This window comes from Nostoc foliaceum FACHB-393 (assembly GCF_014698505.1).
GTDB lineage: Bacteria > Cyanobacteriota > Cyanobacteriia > Cyanobacteriales > Nostocaceae > Nostoc > Nostoc foliaceum_A.
Map to the genome: position 1 here is coordinate 1 of NZ_JACJTD010000074.1, position 18726 is coordinate 18726.

General features: G+C 41.4%; 18 protein-coding genes and 1 pseudogene. 7 read left to right on the forward strand and 12 right to left on the reverse strand.

Going from position 1 to position 18726, the window contains the following annotated elements:
- The 9 genes and pseudogenes from H6G92_RS41410 to H6G92_RS39870 all read right to left on the reverse strand — a co-directional run.
- Nucleotides 1-750, reverse strand: a pseudogene (locus H6G92_RS41410) (hypothetical protein); the annotation flags it as partial.
- A 33-nt stretch (nucleotides 751-783) separates the two neighbouring features.
- Nucleotides 784-2922: a dynamin family protein gene (locus H6G92_RS32915; RefSeq protein ID WP_190900317.1), complete on the reverse strand. Its 2139-nt coding sequence runs from the start codon at nucleotides 2920-2922 to the stop codon at nucleotides 784-786.
- Between the two features lie 65 nt (nucleotides 2923-2987).
- Nucleotides 2988-4742, reverse strand: coding sequence for a hypothetical protein (locus tag H6G92_RS32920; protein ID WP_190900319.1), 1755 nt, complete (start codon nucleotides 4740-4742; stop codon nucleotides 2988-2990).
- 37 nt (nucleotides 4743-4779) lie between these two features.
- A complete protein-coding gene (locus H6G92_RS32925) occupies nucleotides 4780-5685 on the reverse strand; it encodes a M48 family metallopeptidase (RefSeq protein WP_190900321.1) in 906 nt (301 codons plus the stop codon).
- 871 nt (nucleotides 5686-6556) lie between these two features.
- Nucleotides 6557-7534, reverse strand: a complete 978-nt coding sequence (locus H6G92_RS32930; RefSeq protein ID WP_190900362.1) for a tyrosine-type recombinase/integrase — start codon at nucleotides 7532-7534, stop codon at nucleotides 6557-6559.
- 302 nt (nucleotides 7535-7836) lie between these two features.
- Nucleotides 7837-8061, reverse strand: a complete 225-nt coding sequence (locus H6G92_RS32935) for a hypothetical protein (protein ID WP_190900323.1) — start codon at nucleotides 8059-8061, stop codon at nucleotides 7837-7839.
- On the reverse strand, nucleotides 8051-8692 hold the full coding sequence (gene parA, locus H6G92_RS32940) for a ParA family partition ATPase (protein WP_190900325.1): 642 nt from the start codon (nucleotides 8690-8692) through the stop codon (nucleotides 8051-8053). Before parA ends, H6G92_RS32935 begins: the two co-directional genes overlap by 11 nt.
- 211 nt (nucleotides 8693-8903) lie before the next feature.
- On the reverse strand, nucleotides 8904-9698 hold the full coding sequence (locus H6G92_RS32945) for a hypothetical protein (protein WP_190900327.1): 795 nt from the start codon (nucleotides 9696-9698) through the stop codon (nucleotides 8904-8906).
- Between the two features lie 105 nt (nucleotides 9699-9803).
- Entirely contained in the window at nucleotides 9804-10031 is a 228-nt protein-coding gene (locus tag H6G92_RS39870; protein ID WP_242059406.1) for a nucleotide-binding protein, read from the reverse strand.
- Nucleotides 10032-10684: 653 nt separating this feature from the next.
- Between H6G92_RS39870 and H6G92_RS32955 the strand changes: the two genes are divergently transcribed.
- A complete protein-coding gene (locus H6G92_RS32955) occupies nucleotides 10685-10882 on the forward strand; it encodes an NblA/ycf18 family protein (protein WP_190900329.1) in 198 nt (65 codons plus the stop codon).
- A 272-nt stretch (nucleotides 10883-11154) separates the two neighbouring features.
- Here H6G92_RS32955 and H6G92_RS32960 read toward each other — a convergent pair whose 3' ends face one another.
- From H6G92_RS32960 to H6G92_RS32970, 3 genes are all read right to left on the reverse strand, one after another.
- Nucleotides 11155-11775 carry a hypothetical protein gene (locus H6G92_RS32960; protein WP_190900330.1) on the reverse strand — a complete coding sequence of 207 codons (621 nt, stop codon included), beginning with the start codon at nucleotides 11773-11775 and terminating at the stop codon, nucleotides 11155-11157.
- 148 nt (nucleotides 11776-11923) lie between these two features.
- Entirely contained in the window at nucleotides 11924-14566 is a 2643-nt protein-coding gene (locus H6G92_RS32965) for a VapE domain-containing protein (protein ID WP_242059407.1), read from the reverse strand.
- Between the two features lie 566 nt (nucleotides 14567-15132).
- Nucleotides 15133-15258, reverse strand: coding sequence for a ribbon-helix-helix domain-containing protein (locus H6G92_RS32970; RefSeq protein ID WP_190900333.1), 126 nt, complete (start codon nucleotides 15256-15258; stop codon nucleotides 15133-15135).
- Nucleotides 15259-15541: 283 nt separating this feature from the next.
- On the opposite strand from H6G92_RS32970, the gene H6G92_RS32975 reads away from it, so the two are divergent.
- From H6G92_RS32975 to H6G92_RS33000, 6 genes are all read left to right on the forward strand, one after another.
- Nucleotides 15542-16579 carry a ParM/StbA family protein gene (locus tag H6G92_RS32975; RefSeq protein WP_190900335.1) on the forward strand — a complete coding sequence of 346 codons (1038 nt, stop codon included), beginning with the start codon at nucleotides 15542-15544 and terminating at the stop codon, nucleotides 16577-16579.
- Between the two features lie 5 nt (nucleotides 16580-16584).
- Nucleotides 16585-16860 (forward strand): hypothetical protein, encoded by a 276-nt coding sequence (locus H6G92_RS32980; protein ID WP_228039136.1) that lies wholly within the window; start codon nucleotides 16585-16587, stop codon nucleotides 16858-16860.
- A gap of 44 nt (nucleotides 16861-16904) precedes the next feature.
- Nucleotides 16905-17141 carry a hypothetical protein gene (locus H6G92_RS32985; protein ID WP_190900337.1) on the forward strand — a complete coding sequence of 79 codons (237 nt, stop codon included), beginning with the start codon at nucleotides 16905-16907 and terminating at the stop codon, nucleotides 17139-17141.
- 184 nt (nucleotides 17142-17325) lie between these two features.
- A complete protein-coding gene (locus H6G92_RS32990; protein WP_190900339.1) occupies nucleotides 17326-17583 on the forward strand; it encodes a hypothetical protein in 258 nt (85 codons plus the stop codon).
- A gap of 1 nt (nucleotide 17584) precedes the next feature.
- Nucleotides 17585-17995, forward strand: a complete 411-nt coding sequence (locus H6G92_RS32995) for a hypothetical protein (RefSeq protein WP_190900341.1) — start codon at nucleotides 17585-17587, stop codon at nucleotides 17993-17995.
- The gene (locus tag H6G92_RS33000) at nucleotides 17995-18711 is read left to right on the forward strand and encodes a hypothetical protein (RefSeq protein WP_190900343.1); all 717 of its coding nucleotides are present in this window, start codon (nucleotides 17995-17997) and stop codon (nucleotides 18709-18711) included. Before H6G92_RS32995 ends, H6G92_RS33000 begins: the two co-directional genes overlap by 1 nt.
- Nucleotides 18712-18726 lie beyond the last annotated feature (15 nt).

Consider the following 18726-nt stretch of genomic DNA (forward strand, 5'->3'; position numbering starts at 1 on the left):
CTTCCCTGGAATCGGACTTGCTGAAGTATTCTTCCCTGGAATCGGACTTGCTGAAGTATTCTTCCCTGGAATCGGACTTGCTGAAGTATTCTTCCCTGGAATCGGACTTGCTGAAGTATTCTTCCCTGGAATCGGACTTGCTGAAGTATTCTTCCCTGGAATCGGACTTGCTGAAGTATTCTTCCCTGGAATCGGACTTGCTGAAGTATTCTTCCCTGGAATCGGACTTGCTGAAGTATTCTTCCCTGGAATCGGACTTGCTGAAGTATTCTTCCCTAGAATCGGACTTGCTGAAGTATTCTTCCCTGGAGTCTTCTGTGGGATAATTTTTTCTATTACTGAAGAATCTTCAATAGAATTTTTCGGAAACTGAAAAGAGTGAATAACTAAGAGCTTATAGGTTGACCATGCCAAGTATAGGAGCAGAATGATTACCCAAGCAATCAATAAAATCTTAAAGAATTTTAATATAGGTAAATCAAAACGAAAATATCTGTCATCGCTGACGCATATGTCTTTAAGTACAGATTGAAACTCTTCACCCAAGGATGGATACTTGCGCTTCAAAATTCCTAGCCATGCACCATTATAGTGAGTGCTGATTGACCATTTATCAACTTCTGAACGAACTACAGAGTTAACAAATGCTGAATTTAACTTTTTACTGCTATCTATTTCTCGACGAATGCGCGTCTCCACAATATCCAGAAATATTTGCCACTGCGAGTTAAACTCTGATTCCCAACTCATTTGGTAATCTCCTTTAGATTATTGATCGCCCTTTTAAATAGCACCTCTGTCCAGAAGGTTCCTAAATTTGTTATTTTCTTGAGGAGTTGTCCCTTTACCAAAAATATCCAACTTTACACGATCGTAAATGTCTAACAGCTTGTTACTAATAGCGTCTAGACGAAGTTTCTCTTCCTCTGCCGAAAAACTATCATCTTGTTTTCGGCGAATAATATCTTCCTGCTCTGTGCGGAGATCGTCAAGTTGCTGTTGGAGTATTTTCGTAGTACTTTGAGCTAATTGATGGAATTGCGATACAATTAGTTGACGAATGTCTTCTTTCTTGTTGATTAGCCTTTGAGGAAGTTCTTCGCGCAATTTCTTACCAATTGTTTCGCGCAAGCTTTTCTGGAAGTTATCTTTGGTCAAATGTAACCCTAAGATTACCTGGATTACTTCTATAGCAATAATTGCAGCAATACCAACCGGACCACTCCAGAGTAAATTAGCTACATATGCGGCACCAATTGCAAAAGTTTGAAACAAAATCTGTGCAAATAGGCTCTCCCAATGACCTGGACCGACTAGAGCGCCAAATATACTACTCAGATCACCTGTTGCTACCCCTACAAATAATTGAGTAACTTTAATAGCATTGACTTTCTCTACATCCAGTTGCTCATCTGTAATTCCTACTCCCGAGAAAAAACTTTTTAGCTGAATTAGTTCTAGCTGAAAGTTTACAATCTCTTCTTCGATCATCCCTTTCATATTTTCTATATCTTCCTCAATAACTGTGGGAAGCTGCTCTACCCACTTAGTAAATTTTTCAGAGAGGTATCCTTCGACTTCACGCTGAACTAAGTTCCGGATTTCCTCTTGACTTTCTTTATTGATAATTGACAATATAATTCTCTGTAACGATACTTCGTCAAAATTTAAAGACTTTTGCAAGTCTTTATCTTGTTTTAACAGATCATTTGTATAATCTTGCCAATTAATGAGAATCTTCGAGCTAAGATTTTCTCCGTAAAGATTGATAGCTTTTTCAATACTATTTCTTCGAGCTTCTAACCCCCTAAATCGTGTCTTAACTTTAGATTGATTGTTTTCAAGCTCATCTAATCCTAGATTCTGGGCAGCCTTTTTAAGAAAAATATCTTTACACGCCTTTTCAACAATCCCCTGCAAAACCTGTAAATTAGTATAAAAAGCTGTTATGAGCTTTTCATCGCTAGTTAAAAATCCCTCCAGTTCTTGCTCTAAAGCCAGAACACCGGACTCTTCAAACATTGACGTGTTAGTAGGGTTCTGTGTTCGAGCCTCAAGCGCTGCTTGGGCATTAACAAAGAAGACGCGGCGATTGTAAAAGTTTTCATCAAATTGACCCTTTTCATCCAGAAAATAATTATCAAGTGAGTTTTTAACCCAGTTTTTTATTAAATCAATATCATTTTTATTAATTTGATTGATCCGATTTATAACAAAAAATACGTTATTTACTCGCTCTCGATTTTTGCAAAAATTGCTTATAAGTTTTTTCTCGTCTTCACTTATAACTCGAGTTGCATTTAAAACGAAGATAATAGCTTGTGACTGTTTCAGCCAATCTTTAGTCAATTTTGTACGGATTTTATTTTCTTTTAATCCAGGGGAATCAATAATTTTGACACCGTTAGCACAAATTTGGTGCTGACACTCTAACTGGGCATAACTAATATTTTCAAATCTATTAAGATGTCCTGTTTGCTGGATAGTCTCTGCGTCTTGAAATGACAGAGTATATTCTTTTCTGAACTCTTCCCAATCAATTAAACGAGGATCTTCTTTACCTATTTCGTAAATAGCAACTTTCTGGCTTTGACCATATACCAGTACGCTAATAATAGCAGTAGTAGGCGGTGTACTTGCTGGAAGTGCCTTAGTTCCCAAAAGAGCATTGATTAAAGTGCTTTTACCAGTTTTGAACTCGCCAAGCACTAATAGATTAAAAATTCCCTGCTGAATATCTTTAGCTTGTTTTTGCAAGATTCTGGCTTCAGTTTCAAGATCCAATCCAGCCTCAATTGTGCTTCCTGTTTCTAATTTGACAGGATTGTTTTGGCGCTTTCCGATCAGTGTTGAGACATCTTGTAAGCTAGAAGCCACTTGAACAGTTTTTTGCCTTGCTGAAGCAAATCCATTAATACTCATAGGTCATGTCCTCTATAAACTTAGTAACTCTGTTATCTCTCCACGAGAAGCTGAAATTTCTATTGTTAATTTAATTGGCGCAAAAGTTGTCTTAGTTCAGGAATATTTTTACTAATTAATTCTTCAATCTCGCCTTTTCTAGGAATCATTTCCTGATGGGATGCAGCAGTAGTTTCCAAAATTTTATGAATCTTGGTGACTTTCTCTGTGTACAAATCATCAATCACTTTCTTTAGTTCCTCGGTAAGTTTGGCGAACTGATTTTCAACTTGCTGATGAATTAATAGCTCCAGTGCTGGGAATCCCTGCCTAACAGAGTCAAGGATGGCTTCTTTATTAGCTTGATTGATCGCTTTTTCACCGGACAAAGCAATAAATTCTCCCACTTTGCCCACAGCTATATCTACAAATGGCAAAGAGAAAATTAATTTGCTGAATCTGCTGAATATCTGCAATCCCAACCCAGATGCAAGAGCAATATCACCAGTAGAACTGGTAGGTTTTATGGGCATCCAAAAATTTTCCAAGTTAGTATCAGTCGGATCAAATTCACTTACCAAATTCCGGAACTGAGCAACTTTATCCCCCAGCAGTTCTGTAAGGTCATTCTCAAACATTTCGCTAATTAGCTTTATTTCTTGACTCAGCTTGCTTCTGATTTCGCTTAATTCAGCTTTGAAGAACTCTGACCACACTGCCTCAATATAGCCAGGAAGATATCGCCTAACTTGAGTAACATCTTTTATTGGCATGACTTCGCTAGGAAGTTGCGCCTGTAGAACAAGGCTAAATTCCTGAATTTTGAGAATAATTTTCTGCTTAATTAGCGTATTAATAAAAAGTTCTATTTTTTGCTGCGCCCTTTGGATGCAGTTTTTAACCCATTGGCTTTCTAAGTCACTTTTTTCTATTAATTCTTGAAGTTCAATCTCGCTTGTAGCAATTAGAGCAATTTGACGAGTAGCTCTCTCCTCAACCTCTGTCAGACAAATTTCTATTCCCTGGAGGATGGCAGATGGTTTTAGCAGACTGTGTTGCTCAAGCAAGTCAATTTCCACTAAATGGCTGAGTGTGGCATAACCACTGCCGACAGTGGTTATGCCAGAGGTAATTTCCATGTTAGCCTGGGTTGCAGAAAACTCTATTAGCAGTGGCTGGCTTTCAAAAGACCCAAGAAATACCCGAACTAGTTCAGAAATTGATGAACGATCTTCTTCTGGAACAAGGTCTATCTGGTTGAGTACAATTGCAACCCTTTCGAGCCCAAAACTGGGTTTGAGAATATCCCTAATAAAATGCCTTTCCTGCTCAGATAAGATAGTAATTGACTTGAGAACAATAATCACATATTCGGTTCCCGCTAGAAGTTTTTTCCACTCAGCCGCAGAGACTTCGGCATCAATGTTCTCGATTCTGAGATTGCACGTTTTTAGCAAGTTGCTGTTTGTCTTAACCTCAATCCCTTCATACCTGTTTGCTTGTGTATCCGCACTGGTTAATAAAGTTTTCAATTGTTCTACGGGAATAACTGTCCTAATACCGTTTTTAGCAGAGACTTCAACAGCTACTTCTCCATAACTAACATTCACGCTGATGGGTGCCTTGGGTATAGGTGATGTTGGTAGCAGGTCTGGTTGCTTCAAAAGAACATTGGCAACAGAGAACCGTCCTGAACCATTCAAGCCAACGATTAATAATCGCAACTTAGATGTGTGGGACTGCCTTTTGACGGCTTCAATCAATTCAATTACATCTGGTTCTTTCAACACAGCAGCTGCTTCTTTAACTTGATTTAGGAATGATTGAACTGTTTCTGGCATGGCTACCTAAACTCCAACGGCTAAAGTGTTCTCACAACTAAGGCTGAACTAACTGATTAATTTGCCGGATAAGTTCTTCTTGGCTAAGGAGAGTTTTCCCGCGTGGCTTTGGTTTATGAACAAGCTGATAGTAAAGTTCAGAATCAGCAAAAAGCCGCAGCGCTTTAATCCGCTTTGGTACGGGAAGTTGGCTCTTCAGCAAGCTATGCAATTTCCTAGACTCGTGGAATTCATACAATGCCTCAGCTTGTTTTAGATAGTCTTCGATATTAACCTCATTGACATTTGACATACCTGTTAAAAGCTTAAGTAAAGCATTCTCAGCAATATTAATGTCGCCACAACAGAGCAGCCCGGCCCGATCTGCTGTTACTTCTGAACGTCGTGACCAAGCTTTCAAAGCATCACCTGCCAATTCCAGCAACTTGCTTGCCAGCAGATTGACAGACTTGGTATCTGCATCTTCATCTATTAGGAATCTCGCTAGAGTCACGTAGAATATCTGATCCAAGGCAATGTGACCACATTCACGTCCGACCACAAAATACGCCTCTTGTGTTGAAAACAATCTACTTATCTCAGGTGAAATATATATAAATGCATACTCATCTGTTCCTGCTGAGTATGCAATATTTGCAACTTGTTTGATGACTGCATGGGGAATCGGAATACGCAATGTCTTTGCACAGTGATGTAAGATTTTAAATAATTCAGGGAATGACTTTTGGTTAATAGGAACCATGCTAGCAAGATCAGTCCCGAACTTATTGCTAACTAAGGAGTCAATCGCCTTATTCAACCAGGGTTTAAGAACATTGGAATTTAAAGTACGAATCATCCACTCATCGATTGGATGAGCGTAGGAAGTGATTTTTTCCCTTTCAGCCTCCTGAATGTATTCTTGAAAACTTATGAATTCATGATCTAAGTATCTGATAGCCATTTATTTTCCCATATTAAAAATAGCTCAGTCAATTAATGAAAGTACTTGTAATCAACTTAACTCATATTCAAGCAATGCAAAACGCAAGTAGCATTTTCATGGCTTTTGAAGCGTATGCAATACTAATATGCATAGCTGCTAGTTTTATGAGTTTTATTTGCACAAATGGTTAGAACAGCATTTAAGAGTGTATAGGATGGGATGAAATGAGCAGTCATTCCAAAAGTTACGGTAAGGAATTGATGAGCCGTTTTCAACATCCTGATCGCCAATAAGAAAACTGTACCAATTGACTTCTATGAAATTTAGGAAATTCAAACCCTTGCTGTACCGTATTAAATTGCTGCACCAAATAGTCTATAGATTCTTTGGTACTTTGATAATTGCAAAAAATATTGATAAAATGCTTATACAGTAAGGCTTTTAGCCTTAAAATAACTATATGTAGATTGCTCATTTACCCCCAAAACTTGATCAAGCTGCTAAATATAAGTATGAGAAAACTTATGTGGTGTTCATATACTCACAGAAAATATCTTTACATGAAAGATGATTAAAGTTTTACATAAATGATAAAAGTCTATCTTTTGGTAGATGCTATAAATTTTATTTATTTAGTAAACCAAACTATATAACTACAAGAAAATCAAAACAATTTCCGCACTTCTGTAGTAAAATTATTAACAGCATTCTGATGCCCGACTCCCACCCCATTTCCGCTGCCTCTCCTAATACAGCGCTCCTATACAGTCATGCCTGTGCTAGTCAATTAAAGTGTGAGACTTGCTTACCTGAACGATGCCAACTGGGGTGGAAGGTGAAAGTGGCAACGACCAAATCTGACATATTTGGCTTTTTTCAACTGAAAGTTTCACTTATCGCGCCTACTATAAGGCACATTCAGCAAATCAATCGCCCGTTTTTTCGCTGCTTCCCCACGCCGATCATACTTACTTGTAGTACTTGGCGACGCATGACCTGCAAGTTTCGCTATCGTAACGATATCTGCCCCCGCATCCAATAGATTACCGATAAAAGTTCTTCTAAAATCATGGGGTGTAAACGCATCCACATCAGCTTTTTCCCCTCGTCGCTGCAATGCCCGTAATACCCCCTGCTCACTCATCCGTCTATGTATGATTTTCTTTGCCTTATTTAAAGGATAAAAAAGCGGCCCTGGTGCTTTACCCCGAATCAGCAACCAATCAGTAACAGCTTGCACACCAGCTTCAGGTAAATAGACAATTCGTTCCTTCCGCCCCTTCGCTTCACGTATTGTTAATGACCGAGTACGTGGCTTAAAATCGCTTAAATCAAGAAATGTTACCTCACTGCGACGCAACCCTACCGTCAAAACTGCCAGCAGTGCCGCATCTCTCCTACCTAATGTTGAGTCATCTTGAATACAATCATCCCAAAGCGCAGAGATTTCTTCTGCATCGATTTCTCGCCCCTTCAACAAACTCTTGCCCCGCACCGACTCAATATCAGCCGCTCGTCCATACTCATCCGTGGACATTAACCCCAAGCGCCATGCTTCCTTGAGCGTCCGCCGCAACGCACATAACATTTTATTAGCCATCGCCGGACTGTATTTCTCCATCAGTACTGACCTGACCGCAGCTGTGTGCTGATAGCGCAACTTTGGCCAATCTAAAGTACTTGCATCACAACTGCCATTAGTCAGCAGTCGAGCGATCGCGTTGAGTGCTTCCCGCATCGTCCGCCGGGAACCTTCACCCAGACTGTTGATATAAACTTCAGCTGGGTGCATAGTTAGCGGTACTGGTTCAGTTAACGCCAGCGACTCAGGGTTGAAGTTATTTTTAGCGATCGCACGGGTATTCACGGCAGTCAATCACGAGCTAATGAATAAATCCTCCCTCAAAAGTGGCTTTTTACACAACTTCTAGCCGTTATGTGGTGCGAGAATTGAACTTCTCTTCACCCATTTCGCCTATAAGCGTTGCTACGTCAACAGTTTTGTGGACGGATCTAGCAACGCTTTTAACCTATCCACTTGAGTAACTGCCATTTAGAGCCAATTGACCCAGACGCAACAACGCCCACTCAAAACCGTATACAATTCTGCTTCATGCAGAATACCCGCTTGTAATGAGTATTTGAGTATTTACTCAAATGAAGTTTTACTCAATCTTTGGGGACTGGAGTATTTAGATATGCCTCTAGTGCCTTGATCACAATGTTGGTGATGCTGCTGCCCTTGCCTTCCTCTATGGCCCGCATCTTAACTTTGTTGTGTAAGCTGACTGGGATTTCTGCATTCAAGCGAGTAGTTTCTTCCTTACTTGCTTCTTCAATCGCCAAGTTTTTCTGCTCATGGTCGCGTCGTGTTTTCTTTGCTTTAAGCACCATGCTTGAGTACCTCCAGCACTTCCTTTTTGAGTGTATTAATTTCTCTTGCCGCATCGGTGCTGGGGTTACTGAAAACAGTTAATCCCTCTGCTGCCGTTGTTGGGTAGACTACCCGTTGAGTTGTGCCTGCCTTAAGCACAGGTAAACCATAATCTGAGAGTGCTTGATTAATCTCCCCACTGAGCTTGGTATTTTTGATTGCTCTGCTAATGACAAAAGCGGCTTTTGGTTTACCGTTGGTGACTTCTCGACGTGCGGCGATGATGTCAACTAGATCGGCACACGCCCAAATGTCGTAGGGGCTAGGCTGTACAGGGATGAGAACCAAATCAGCAGCCTTGACCGCAGCTGCACTAAGCTTGGCGATTTGCGGCGCACCGTCGATTACAATCCAGTCGTACCCTTGCGAGATAGCTTGCAAGTCTTTAGCTAGTGTTTCCCGGTCTAGTCCAACAACCGGGATGATGTTCCCCCCGCTTGCTTCGTTCCAATCCCTAGCACTGCCCTGCGGATCTGAATCTATCAGTAACACTGTGTAACCATCTCGCTTCAGTGCATGAGCAAGATTAGTAGCAATGGTTGTTTTACCTGAGCCTCCTTTCTGGTTCAGGACGGCAATAACTGTTGGCATTTAACGACTCCAGCATTTTGAGTAAACACTCATTTGAGTAAATACTCAAACAATCAAAGCATTAATTCTGGGTAATGGCAAGTCAAAAATACAACAAAATTTCCGAATTCTTCAGCTGAGTTTTAGTTAATCTGATGGACTCCAGTATTTTGAGTAAATACTCATTTTTTCAAACCTTGTTACAAACCTTGCAGGCTATTCCCCCCTTAACTCATTCCGTCTCCAAGACAGCTTTCTTTTTTATAGGCTTTGGTAATGGGGTTTTTGATTCCTTTTTCGCTCCAGGTTTCTTGTTAAGATTACTCTTCCTTTTCTCAGCCGCCACTGTCGCCTTATCTGTTTTTGATGCTTTGAGAAAATTGGGTAATTCTTCAGTGGGTAATCCCATCAATGAATCAAAGATAAATATATTTTTTTCCGGGTTAAATTTGGCTTTCAACTGAACGAAATAACGCTTGGCTTGATCTTCTTTAGCCACTTTAGGATTAAATCGGAAGGGGGGAACAATAGCATCTTTCCAAACAATTGGTAAATGGGATGCTTTCATAAATTTTACTTTCAATGAAGTCTCGGCAGATTTGATAAAATCTAATCTCTCGAAGTTAAAATTCTTGAAAATTGAAATGCAGGGAGTTCGGCATACAGGGATAAACTGCCATAATCCCGATAGCTTAAATTCTCCGTCATTGAGTTCTTCAAATAATCCCGAAGGGGCTTCTTGGTGTGCCACTAATTGAAAATGTATTTGATGTGGTTGGTCGGGCTTAGGGAAATGAATTACTTTCGGATAAACCAACAAAGTAGCTTCGTTAGTGTCTTTTTTCTTGAGATGTATTTTCAGTGCCTCAAATGGCTTGGGTTTAGAGAAGATTGAATATTCTCGTCTCCCAATTTCAATCTTTAATTTCTTGTCTTCAGTAAAATTTATCTGACCCGAAATCACCCCAACTGCTTGGAAGTAATTCTGTTGTGACTGCTGTTCTGATTGCTCAACTTGCTCTGACATTTTTCTTCCCCCTGTATTAACACCACGCTATTTCAAAATCGGCATCACACTCAACCATGATGATTTGTAATTTTTGGTTTTTTTTGGGTCTAATCACCAAAATTTTCAGACAACCAAAAATCTGCCTAGTTCATGCCTGTAGCGGTGAATGTAGTACGTACAGGTGAAGACGCGCTCCAACAGAACAGGTAACGTTTTAAGGGAAGATGAGGGTGATGGAATTACGGCTAACACTGTGTAATTATCTCGCTTCAGTGCATGAGCAAGATTAGTAGCAATGGTTGTTTTACCTGAGCCTCCCTTTTGGTTCAGGATGGCTATAACTATTGGCATTTAAAGACTCCACTATTTTGAGTAAACACTCATTTGAGTAAATACTCAGTTACTCATAGCATCAATTTTGGGTAAGTGCAAGCACAGGAAGGCCAGCAACCGATGTAATTCGAGAATTAATCCGTTCTCTTGAGGTAGACAAAAAAGAATAAAATCATGTCAAATAGACCAATCAAAAAGGAACTAAACAGCAAGTTAATTCTTTCGATTGAAGTGGTTTTACCCCTCTGATAGAAGTTTCGGAAAACAGCAGCAGTTATCATTTTTTCTATAGACACTAAGGAATAGCCAATTTTCCTATAAGTTTTGAGACTGGTTTCAAAATAATAATTCTTTAACGTGACGTCATAGGTAAAGAACTAAGGTTGTGCCATCAACCAAACTTTCACTAAAATATCAGATGTTTTTGAACAGAGCCAGAATTCTGTTTTTAGCTAAATTTTGCGAAAAAATTCCCGCTCTAGCGCTTAATCATCTCATCTATTTAGATGTTTTTACACCTTTCAAGTAATGGTGATAGACTGCTCATCGTGTCAGTTTAAAATCTACTTTATTGCGCTAGAAATTGAGTGACAGCTAAGTATTTAGCTGACTCCCAATCTAGCCAGTATTCCACTTCTATTTTTTTACCTACTTTGGTACAGGAGTCTGCAATGAATCAGCCGATCAAATTATCTTTAGAACAAGAATTCAGCATCCGTTCATTTGCTGACCAAGTGCAGCAAATGTCCCGTGAACAAGCTCAAGAGTTTTTGCTCATGCTGTATAAGCAAATGATGATTCGGGAAACGACATATAAGGAATTGCTCAAGCATGAGTGGAAACTAGATTCAGGTGCTATCTCTGGATAAAGCAGGGAAACATTTACCTTTATTTCTCAATAACTTCAATAATACGTGGGGTATTATGGACACTTATAAACTTGATTTAATTAGCCTTTAGTTAGATTAATTAAATCAACCTTTGGTTGTACAAGTTTATTTGTCAAAATGACCGCCTAACCGCCCCAAACCTCCATCTTGCGTGAACAATGCACTGAGAATTTAATCATGCTTATTAGTGACCGTGGCTGTAACCCTGATTCGGTCGTAAGAATATAAGTAATTTTTATTGGCTGCAACGGCTAGGAGCTAACAGGGGCAGGGAACCACGGTTGAATAAAGTTGGGGAGAGGCTCTACAAACAGGTCAGGAACATCAAAATAGACCAGTTTTGGACTGGATTCAGTGATTTTGACACCAAGTTCATCCAGCCTATCCCAGGAATCTACCATGTCAGTTTCGGTATCAGCACCATCACCAAAATGCTCTTTAAACACATGACAGGGGAAGTGAGTGGTGTAATATTTGGCTGCGCCATAAAAGCTATTACGGTGAGGGTCTACCTTTTCTCTCTCTCCTGATGAATCTATGTACCCGTAATCCATTTTTAAAGCAGTAGTCTTGTCAAGCTTGAGGTTGGTTTTCAGATAGGGAATACGCCCATTAATTTGCTTGACTAATCCACCAATTTCTAAAACACAACCAACCATAGTCCCGCTAAAACAGTACAGTCCAGTGTCAGACCCAAACTTACGTTTGAGTTCTCCGGGTGTCCATCCCTTATTGCTGGTTGATACTTGCTTTAAGCGAACTGTTCTGTTTAAGAGCCATTCTTTAATAATTGCTCTTAACCGAGAATCAGCCAGTTGATAGGAAAGTACAGTGTCATATACTACATTACAGTCAGACCCTACGTATAACATGAGCTATCCATTCCCAAAATCCTTAAAGTTTGGCGCATTGACCTAGATGTTGTCCCCTGAGTTCATCTTGGCACACCTGAATAATTTACCCTCCCTGACAAATACTTCTTACTTAATCATATTTCTACAACTGGCACGGTGATGCCCTCTAAGTATCCAAAAACTCAAGTTCGCTAACATCAATGAGATTTAATCCACCCGCCGCAACGCCAGGACGCAAAGGGGAAGTAGCAGTGAGCGGCTCAGAGGTTCGGGCAGAAACCAAAAGCACTTTATCACTACCACAGGAAACCCAAGAGATTTTATATTCTTCGCCGCCTGAAAGTAGCCTCACCCGATCTCCTCTAACCGGCTGGCGGGTGGTGACGGATGGTGATGGAGTTGATGGAGTTGATGGAGTTTTGCCCAAACTTTCTACAAAATCCGTTTTCTCAACCTTTTTCCCTTCTGAGTTCAATGATTCGCGATCGCTTTCTTCAAACACAAGTGGTTGAGACACAAGAATAGGACAGGCTTCTAAGTTGGACGGGGCAAGAGTTAGAGGCTTTTCTAATTCGGGGCTGTCCCATTCTGTCCTATCCGAAATTAAACTTTCTAAATTTGATGTGTGTTGTGTTGTTTCACCAGTGCTATCTAAATTTGAAAAAGTTTTTTGTAAAAGAATAGGACAGGATGGGACAAGAGGCTGTAACTCTTGCTGGATATCACTTTGAGCCTGTCCTATTCCTGTCCCATCCCCTATCTGTATTTCGCTCTGGGGAATTGGCTCAAGAGAATGCTGTATAAGGGTTTGAGTGCTGTCCCATGCTGGTGTCCTATCTTCTGGTTTAATCCACAGATAAACACGTTTCCCGTTAACGCGCTTGCGTTCGCCCTTCATCCAATTATTCGCGCGAAGGATGGCGCTGACACGATACTCTTCTGGCCTGCCTTGTTTTGCTAAGTCAAGTTTTAAAACGTCAGTGAGGATTTCTGAGATGGACACCTCAGAGCGTTGATTCGCCCAAGCCATAACGCTTGTTTCCCAAGGGTCAGAACTTTGGAATTGTTTGTTGGCCGTTTCGAGCATTGAGTCTTCTGTCTCAGTCAAATGCCATTGCTCACCATTTTTGTAAGCAGCCACCGCAGCCGCCCAGAGTAAATCGCGCTCTTTCTTGAGCCGCTTAATATTTATTTTGTCAACTAAGACTTTGACTACCCAGTAACGACGCTCTCCGGTGTTGTCGTAGAGAAATTCACTTTGATTGGTGGAGCCGACCATAATTGATGGGCGGGGGAAATCCTCAATGTCTGTGCCGTAGGGACGACGCATTGAGTCTTTACGCCGAGAAAGGAATGCTTTGAGTTGTGAAACGTCTTTTTTCTTATAGGCATTCTCAAACTCGGCATACTCCAGCAACCAGTACTGACTAATTTTGAGGATTTCATCTTTCTCTGTGCCGTTGATGTCGTCAGTGAAAAACTCATCACCTGCTAGCACTTCCCAGAATGTTGACTTGAGAGATTTCTGCTTACCTTGAAGGATGGTAATTTCATCATGTTTACACCCCGGCTCGTATGCCCGTGCCACTGCTGCAATCAAAGTCCGTTTCATCAGCGCGGCGTGTAACGGGTCATCTGTGCCAAAGTAACGTAAAGCCATTGTATCAAGTATGCTGATATCGACCTCAGTATGCTTATGGCTCACCCGTTCGAGATACTCAACCACTGGGCTGTAAGGATTTTCTTGAGCTAGGTCGAGAATGATGCCCTTAGCTTGTTCCTTGCTAATATCAAGATGAATTTGTCTGGCAATCTTCAAATCAATGCGGTCAAGTGGTAGTGGTTGTCCGTCAAGTTCTACTTGCTTTTTAAGAGTGTTCCAGCGCAGACGTTCACCCCAGACGGCACGAATCTGATTGAATTTTTGCTCCAACTTGCTTTCTGTTGAACGCTCTCGGTCGGAATCCGATTCTAGAGACTTATTGAGCGCATCAACAACGATGCGTCTATCCGAAATTGCTTGCAGGATGTCATCTACGGTTGCCCCATCTTCTACCCAGTCTTTAATATCCAGTCCGCCGTTTTTGGCTAGGTGTGTCCAGTAAAAGTCATTGGGTGGGGCATACAACCATAAGGCATTCGGGAAGTCTTTAAAGATATCTTCCATGTGCTTTAACCCAGGTTCGTCACGGTCGGGACAAAGAACTAGATGAGCATCTTCTAAATCCGCTTGGTAATTGCCGTAGGCGCGATACTTCAGAGCGCCGCCGATTGTGGTCGTGGCAGGTATGCCCATTTCCCAGAGAATATCGGCTATGCCTTCACCCTCAACGATGAAGATGGTTCTACCATCTGCGATCGCTGCTTTGACTTCGCTATAACGATAAATGGGAATAGAAGCTTTTGCTTCATCAGTTAATCCTTTAACCCAGTTGCGACCATCCCAATGTGACTGAAAGATTCGCTTTTTCCCGTTGCCGTCATCAATGCGAGTTACCTTAATCAATGGTTGCCCTGAGCGGTCATAGTAAATATATTCTTTCTTGCCTTGGGGACGTGGCGGTTTCTGGTGCAAGACTGGTGCGTAGTATGGCTTGCCGTTGCGGTCAGTCTTTGATGTTTGCTCCCAGCCACGCGCTGGTTGGGCATCGCGGTTGCAGACTGTCAATTCTCCTATTGAGTAACACCAGTCTGGTTTACCACAGTGAGGGCAGGGTGAATGCTTTGTGACCTCCATCGGTTTGGAGGCGAGATCCCCTGACATAACGGAGCGGCCAACGGTCTCTTGTCCTATTAATTGGGCTACCATTGTAAAATCCTTGTGAGGTAAATTGTGTGGGCTTTACCTCCCCTGAAGATTTACCAAAGTTTTAATCAAATTTCTCTATAACCTGTTGTAGGAAGTTCTCGGAACTGCTAGCATTAGGTTATAAAGAAATTTGAATATTTTTGCAAGGGGTGTCTTCTCGGACTGCTAAACAACTAGCTCTAACTAGTTGAGTCTTGGGGAGGCATTCTTTTCTTATGTATATTGAGTGACAACATACTTAGAAAAGATGGACTAAGGGTATAGCCTTATTACATACTAATTGATATTCCAGAAAAATAAATAATAAATATCTCAAATTTTAAAAATAAAATAATTTATTTTTTCCCTCAAGCCAAGGCATAGCAAACTTTGTACAGTACTTTAAATAATATTAAAAAGCATAAAATATTTTACTAAAATTAAGAGTTTTAGTAGTTATTTTAAAAATAATTCAGTTTATTTGCCAGGCATTTTGAGGATTAAGACTGTATCAGTTTTACTAAGTTAGTAGTACATAAATAATTTTCATAAATACTTATGTACTGGGTGAGGGTTAAGGGCGATCGCTACTCATCCTCTGGTACTTCCAAACCACGACTTAGCAAACCATCCTTAATTAAAAGTGTTGTCATCTGAGAAACTGTACGGCTTTCCTTTTTGGCTAATTCCGTTATGAGTTTGTAAATCCCCATAGGGGTAACAACGCTAAACTTTTTACCTTTATACATCAGATCAGATAGTAGCAGACAATATCATCAGTGTAACTAATACATTTTGGAAAATATATAATTTTTTCTGTCTGATAACATCTCTTACTAGCAGATAGTATCTGCTAAAGTTAAGATATGAGCGCAAAACGGACGATATGGCGCGTGAAATGCCACACCAAGGATAAATAGGTTGTAGGACTTAGTAGCCGCCTAAAAATGACCGCAAACGCTTATCAAGCAAAGAATTAAACTCTTTATCTGAACCATGAATTACGCATATACCCAGCCAGTTTACGGCTCATCCTATCCGCCGAGTAACGGGTTTATAAGTCCACAACACGGACAGATAAGACCGCGAGTAGTTTTTGATGGAGGCAACCGTTTTGTGAAATGGATTGACCCCAACAACGTTGTGCAATGTCTGCTTAGTGTTGTAAAAGAAGTCAGTGAATACCAGTGGAAACGGCTCAAGGCTGATGACCAGTCAGTATTGATTGAAATTGACGGTAAACGCTTTGTAATTGGGCGATTAGCTCAAGAACTAGGTGGTGAGCCAACTTTCCAAACAGACAAATGCCAATTAGCATCTATCCTGGCACTAGCGGCAATCCAGCCAAATCCCGGACAAACATCAGTACACATCCAACAGATGATTGTGGCACTGCCGAATACTCTCAATGATGATGATGTAGTCGCAGTGAAGCGAATTGCTAACCACCCACTGACCAAAGAATTTAAACGCAATGGCGAATACATCACCTATACCGTGGGTGAAGTCGTCCCAGTTGATGAGACTGAGCCAGCATTTCATTACGCCTTAAATCAAGGATTTTTCAGCTTCCCCGAAGCGAAGAACGCGATTTGGGATTTAGGGGGAGGCACGGCTATAGCCAGAATTTACACGCCGAACGGAACCATGATCCATGATGCGGAGGTGATTCTACCCGGAACCAAGGCACTCGCCCAGCAAGTAGCGGTAGAGATGAAAGAAGTTTATTCTCTCGATTACAGCCCCAGTTTACAGGGCATCATGGACGCGATCTCTCGTGGTGATTGCCTCTACGGGACAGACAAACTTGATTTCTCCTCCATCTTTGAAAAAGCCTGTGACCAGTGGGTAGAGTCAGCCCGGAGAGAAATTCGCTCGAAGTGGGCGCAACACCTACCAGAGTTGGGAGAAGTCTTGATTGTAGGTGGAAGTGCAGATATCGCCGCCCCTATCTGTGCAACTTCTGGAGATCGCTTCAAGATTGCCCCATCGCCGCAGTTATTCAACATCATTGCAATGGCTTATCAGGAGTAATGCCAATGACGCAAACAAGAATTGTTCTTAATCCCAAGTACAAGCCCAAGGCTGAAGAAATTTTAGAAGCGACTGGAATCGATAACCTCTCTCAACTGTTTACCTTGCTGCTAGTTAATTACGGTGATTGTTTAGTTAACTGCTTAAAGCACTCACACCAACTACCTATACAGTCATCTCTAGTAGCTCAAACGCCCACACAAAACCCTCTTCAGCCACCATCTATCAAACCTCAGCCATCACCACAAGCTAAGAAATTTGCCCCAATGGGGAGTTTTTAAGCCCCAACCGCACCGATAAAAGCTCAAAGTCAAGGGAAGAAGTCATGAGCAACCAAGATACCGTGCAGACACAGCCAAGCCTAACAACAACCGAAATCATGACTATCATCCTCGGTTGTGAACAGACTCTAAGGTTTGTGCAAGCATCTCCCAATTACAAACAAATCGAAGCATCCGAAAGGTTCAGTACATCGAATGACCTAAAAATAGGTGATGCAGTTCAAGCCTTGATGGAGATTCACGAAGCAATCCTAAATATCGAGTTCTACTCCCAAGTTTGAAGAACATGATTGTTGGCAGTTGTACGCGGTAGTGTTTCACAAAACGTTTCATGAAACTGTTTCAACGGTTGCATCAATGTTTCAGCCTCACAACAACCGGGAAACGGTATGACCACAGTGTGAAACGTGAAACACGAAACGCCTTTTTGTTGCAACCGAAAAAACACAAATTGAGGATACCAAAATGGCGCACCCCGTAGGATATTACTCTCTCTCTCACGACAATGCACTGATTAAAGATATGTGTGAGACATGGGGGGAAGGACTAGAGAAGATGAGCGAATCAGACACACTCTGGTTAATTGCACGTGTAGCCCATGAAGCATGGTTAGAATGTGATTCTTCTACCGCTCCTAGCAATGAAGCGGAGTCAGTATTTAAACGACTGCATGAGTTAAAACAATGGGAAAAATTTGCACTGATTACCGCGATGGCACAGTGAGATGTACAAGAAGCAATTGTATTTAGCCTTGGCTGGAGTCTTAGTCTGCTTCTTGCCTGTAATCATCCCCTTAGTACCCAAGTTGGGGGCTTATGCAGAAGCCGAGAGATTAAAAGCCACCGAAGGATTAGAACGTCAGCGCATAGAAGAACGGGCAAAAACCAGCGATGCCTTATACGAGGCGGGAGTCATGCCCACAACTCGAAAACTGAGAATTACGAATTATTTTGACAGCAGTAAACGCAATCCCAGACCAGACACAACCCTTTATCAAGATGACGAGATTGTTGATGTGTTTGATGCTTCTGGGCGCTGCATAGGTCGGATTGAAGAAGGGATTTGGAAATGGAAATACAAAGCCAAAGAGATTTGTAAAAGCGTTCAAAATATCAAACCAGTGAGGAGGAAGTAATGGCGTTAGGAACATCTGGTGCAGAAAGCAATAGCACTGGTAACAGCGATGGTAAACCCAAGGGTAAGAAGCGAACGCTTGGTGAAATCATTGATTTTTGCGCCAAAGCTGTTGTGATGATTGTTGGCTTACCCATTAGGGCAGCCGCCGCTATAGTCAATCAGTTTGTTGCTAACGGTGGCGCGGGTCGTGCCTTGGTAGGCGGGATTTTATTTATCGGCGGTTCCATGATTAGTGCTGATTCAACTTGGCAATTAATCTTTACTGGGCCCCCTGTTTGTCCTTGGTTTGAGCCAACTTGGAATTGGCTAAATGTGCCGTTTGCACTGTTCAATCCTTTGTTTTACTTGGCATTTATGGTTTCTGTAGGTGTTCAAGTAATCGAAGCCCATGCCCTACGCGGTAAAAACCCAGATTCAGCTAGGCGGGAACTTCAAGACCATATCATTTATGAGCTTGAAACCAAGCCTAGTGGCAAGATTGACCTTGTTGGTGAGCTTTGGAAGGATTATAAGACCGCAGGGACACGCGATCGCTCTAGCGCAGGGCTGGTTGTGATTGCGGTTTGGGTGTTCGATATTGTCACCACTTTTGCAGCTCGTAACCCATTTGAATTTACAGCCCCATTCATGATTTTGGGCTGCATTTTGTTTAACATCGGCACAATGATGGCAGGTGAAATTGGGTTTGCTATCTGGCGGTTGACTAAAGACTGATAATCAATAGCCGCT

Excerpts from the sequence above, each read along its gene's own strand:
- H6G92_RS32915 (WP_190900317.1), bottom strand. The coding sequence starts at position 2,922 with ATGAGTATTAATGGATTTGCTTCAGCAAGGCAAAAAACTGTTCAAGTG.
- H6G92_RS32920 (WP_190900319.1), bottom strand. The coding sequence starts at position 4,742 with ATGCCAGAAACAGTTCAATCATTCCTAAATCAAGTTAAAGAAGCAGCT.
- H6G92_RS32925 (WP_190900321.1), bottom strand. The coding sequence starts at position 5,685 with ATGGCTATCAGATACTTAGATCATGAATTCATAAGTTTTCAAGAATAC.
- H6G92_RS32935 (WP_190900323.1), bottom strand. The coding sequence starts at position 8,061 with ATGGTGCTTAAAGCAAAGAAAACACGACGCGACCATGAGCAGAAAAAC.
- parA (WP_190900325.1), bottom strand. The coding sequence starts at position 8,692 with ATGCCAACAGTTATTGCCGTCCTGAACCAGAAAGGAGGCTCAGGTAAA.
- H6G92_RS32945 (WP_190900327.1), bottom strand. The coding sequence starts at position 9,698 with ATGTCAGAGCAAGTTGAGCAATCAGAACAGCAGTCACAACAGAATTAC.
- H6G92_RS39870 (WP_242059406.1), bottom strand. The coding sequence starts at position 10,031 with ATGCCAATAGTTATAGCCATCCTGAACCAAAAGGGAGGCTCAGGTAAA.
- H6G92_RS32955 (WP_190900329.1), top strand. The coding sequence starts at position 10,685 with ATGAATCAGCCGATCAAATTATCTTTAGAACAAGAATTCAGCATCCGT.
- H6G92_RS32960 (WP_190900330.1), bottom strand. The coding sequence starts at position 11,775 with ATGTTATACGTAGGGTCTGACTGTAATGTAGTATATGACACTGTACTT.
- H6G92_RS32965 (WP_242059407.1), bottom strand. The coding sequence starts at position 14,566 with ATGGTAGCCCAATTAATAGGACAAGAGACCGTTGGCCGCTCCGTTATG.
- H6G92_RS32970 (WP_190900333.1), bottom strand. The coding sequence starts at position 15,258 with ATGGGGATTTACAAACTCATAACGGAATTAGCCAAAAAGGAAAGCCGT.
- H6G92_RS32975 (WP_190900335.1), top strand. The coding sequence starts at position 15,542 with ATGAATTACGCATATACCCAGCCAGTTTACGGCTCATCCTATCCGCCG.
- H6G92_RS32980 (WP_228039136.1), top strand. The coding sequence starts at position 16,585 with ATGACGCAAACAAGAATTGTTCTTAATCCCAAGTACAAGCCCAAGGCT.
- H6G92_RS32985 (WP_190900337.1), top strand. The coding sequence starts at position 16,905 with ATGAGCAACCAAGATACCGTGCAGACACAGCCAAGCCTAACAACAACC.
- H6G92_RS32990 (WP_190900339.1), top strand. The coding sequence starts at position 17,326 with ATGGCGCACCCCGTAGGATATTACTCTCTCTCTCACGACAATGCACTG.
- H6G92_RS32995 (WP_190900341.1), top strand. The coding sequence starts at position 17,585 with ATGTACAAGAAGCAATTGTATTTAGCCTTGGCTGGAGTCTTAGTCTGC.
- H6G92_RS33000 (WP_190900343.1), top strand. The coding sequence starts at position 17,995 with ATGGCGTTAGGAACATCTGGTGCAGAAAGCAATAGCACTGGTAACAGC.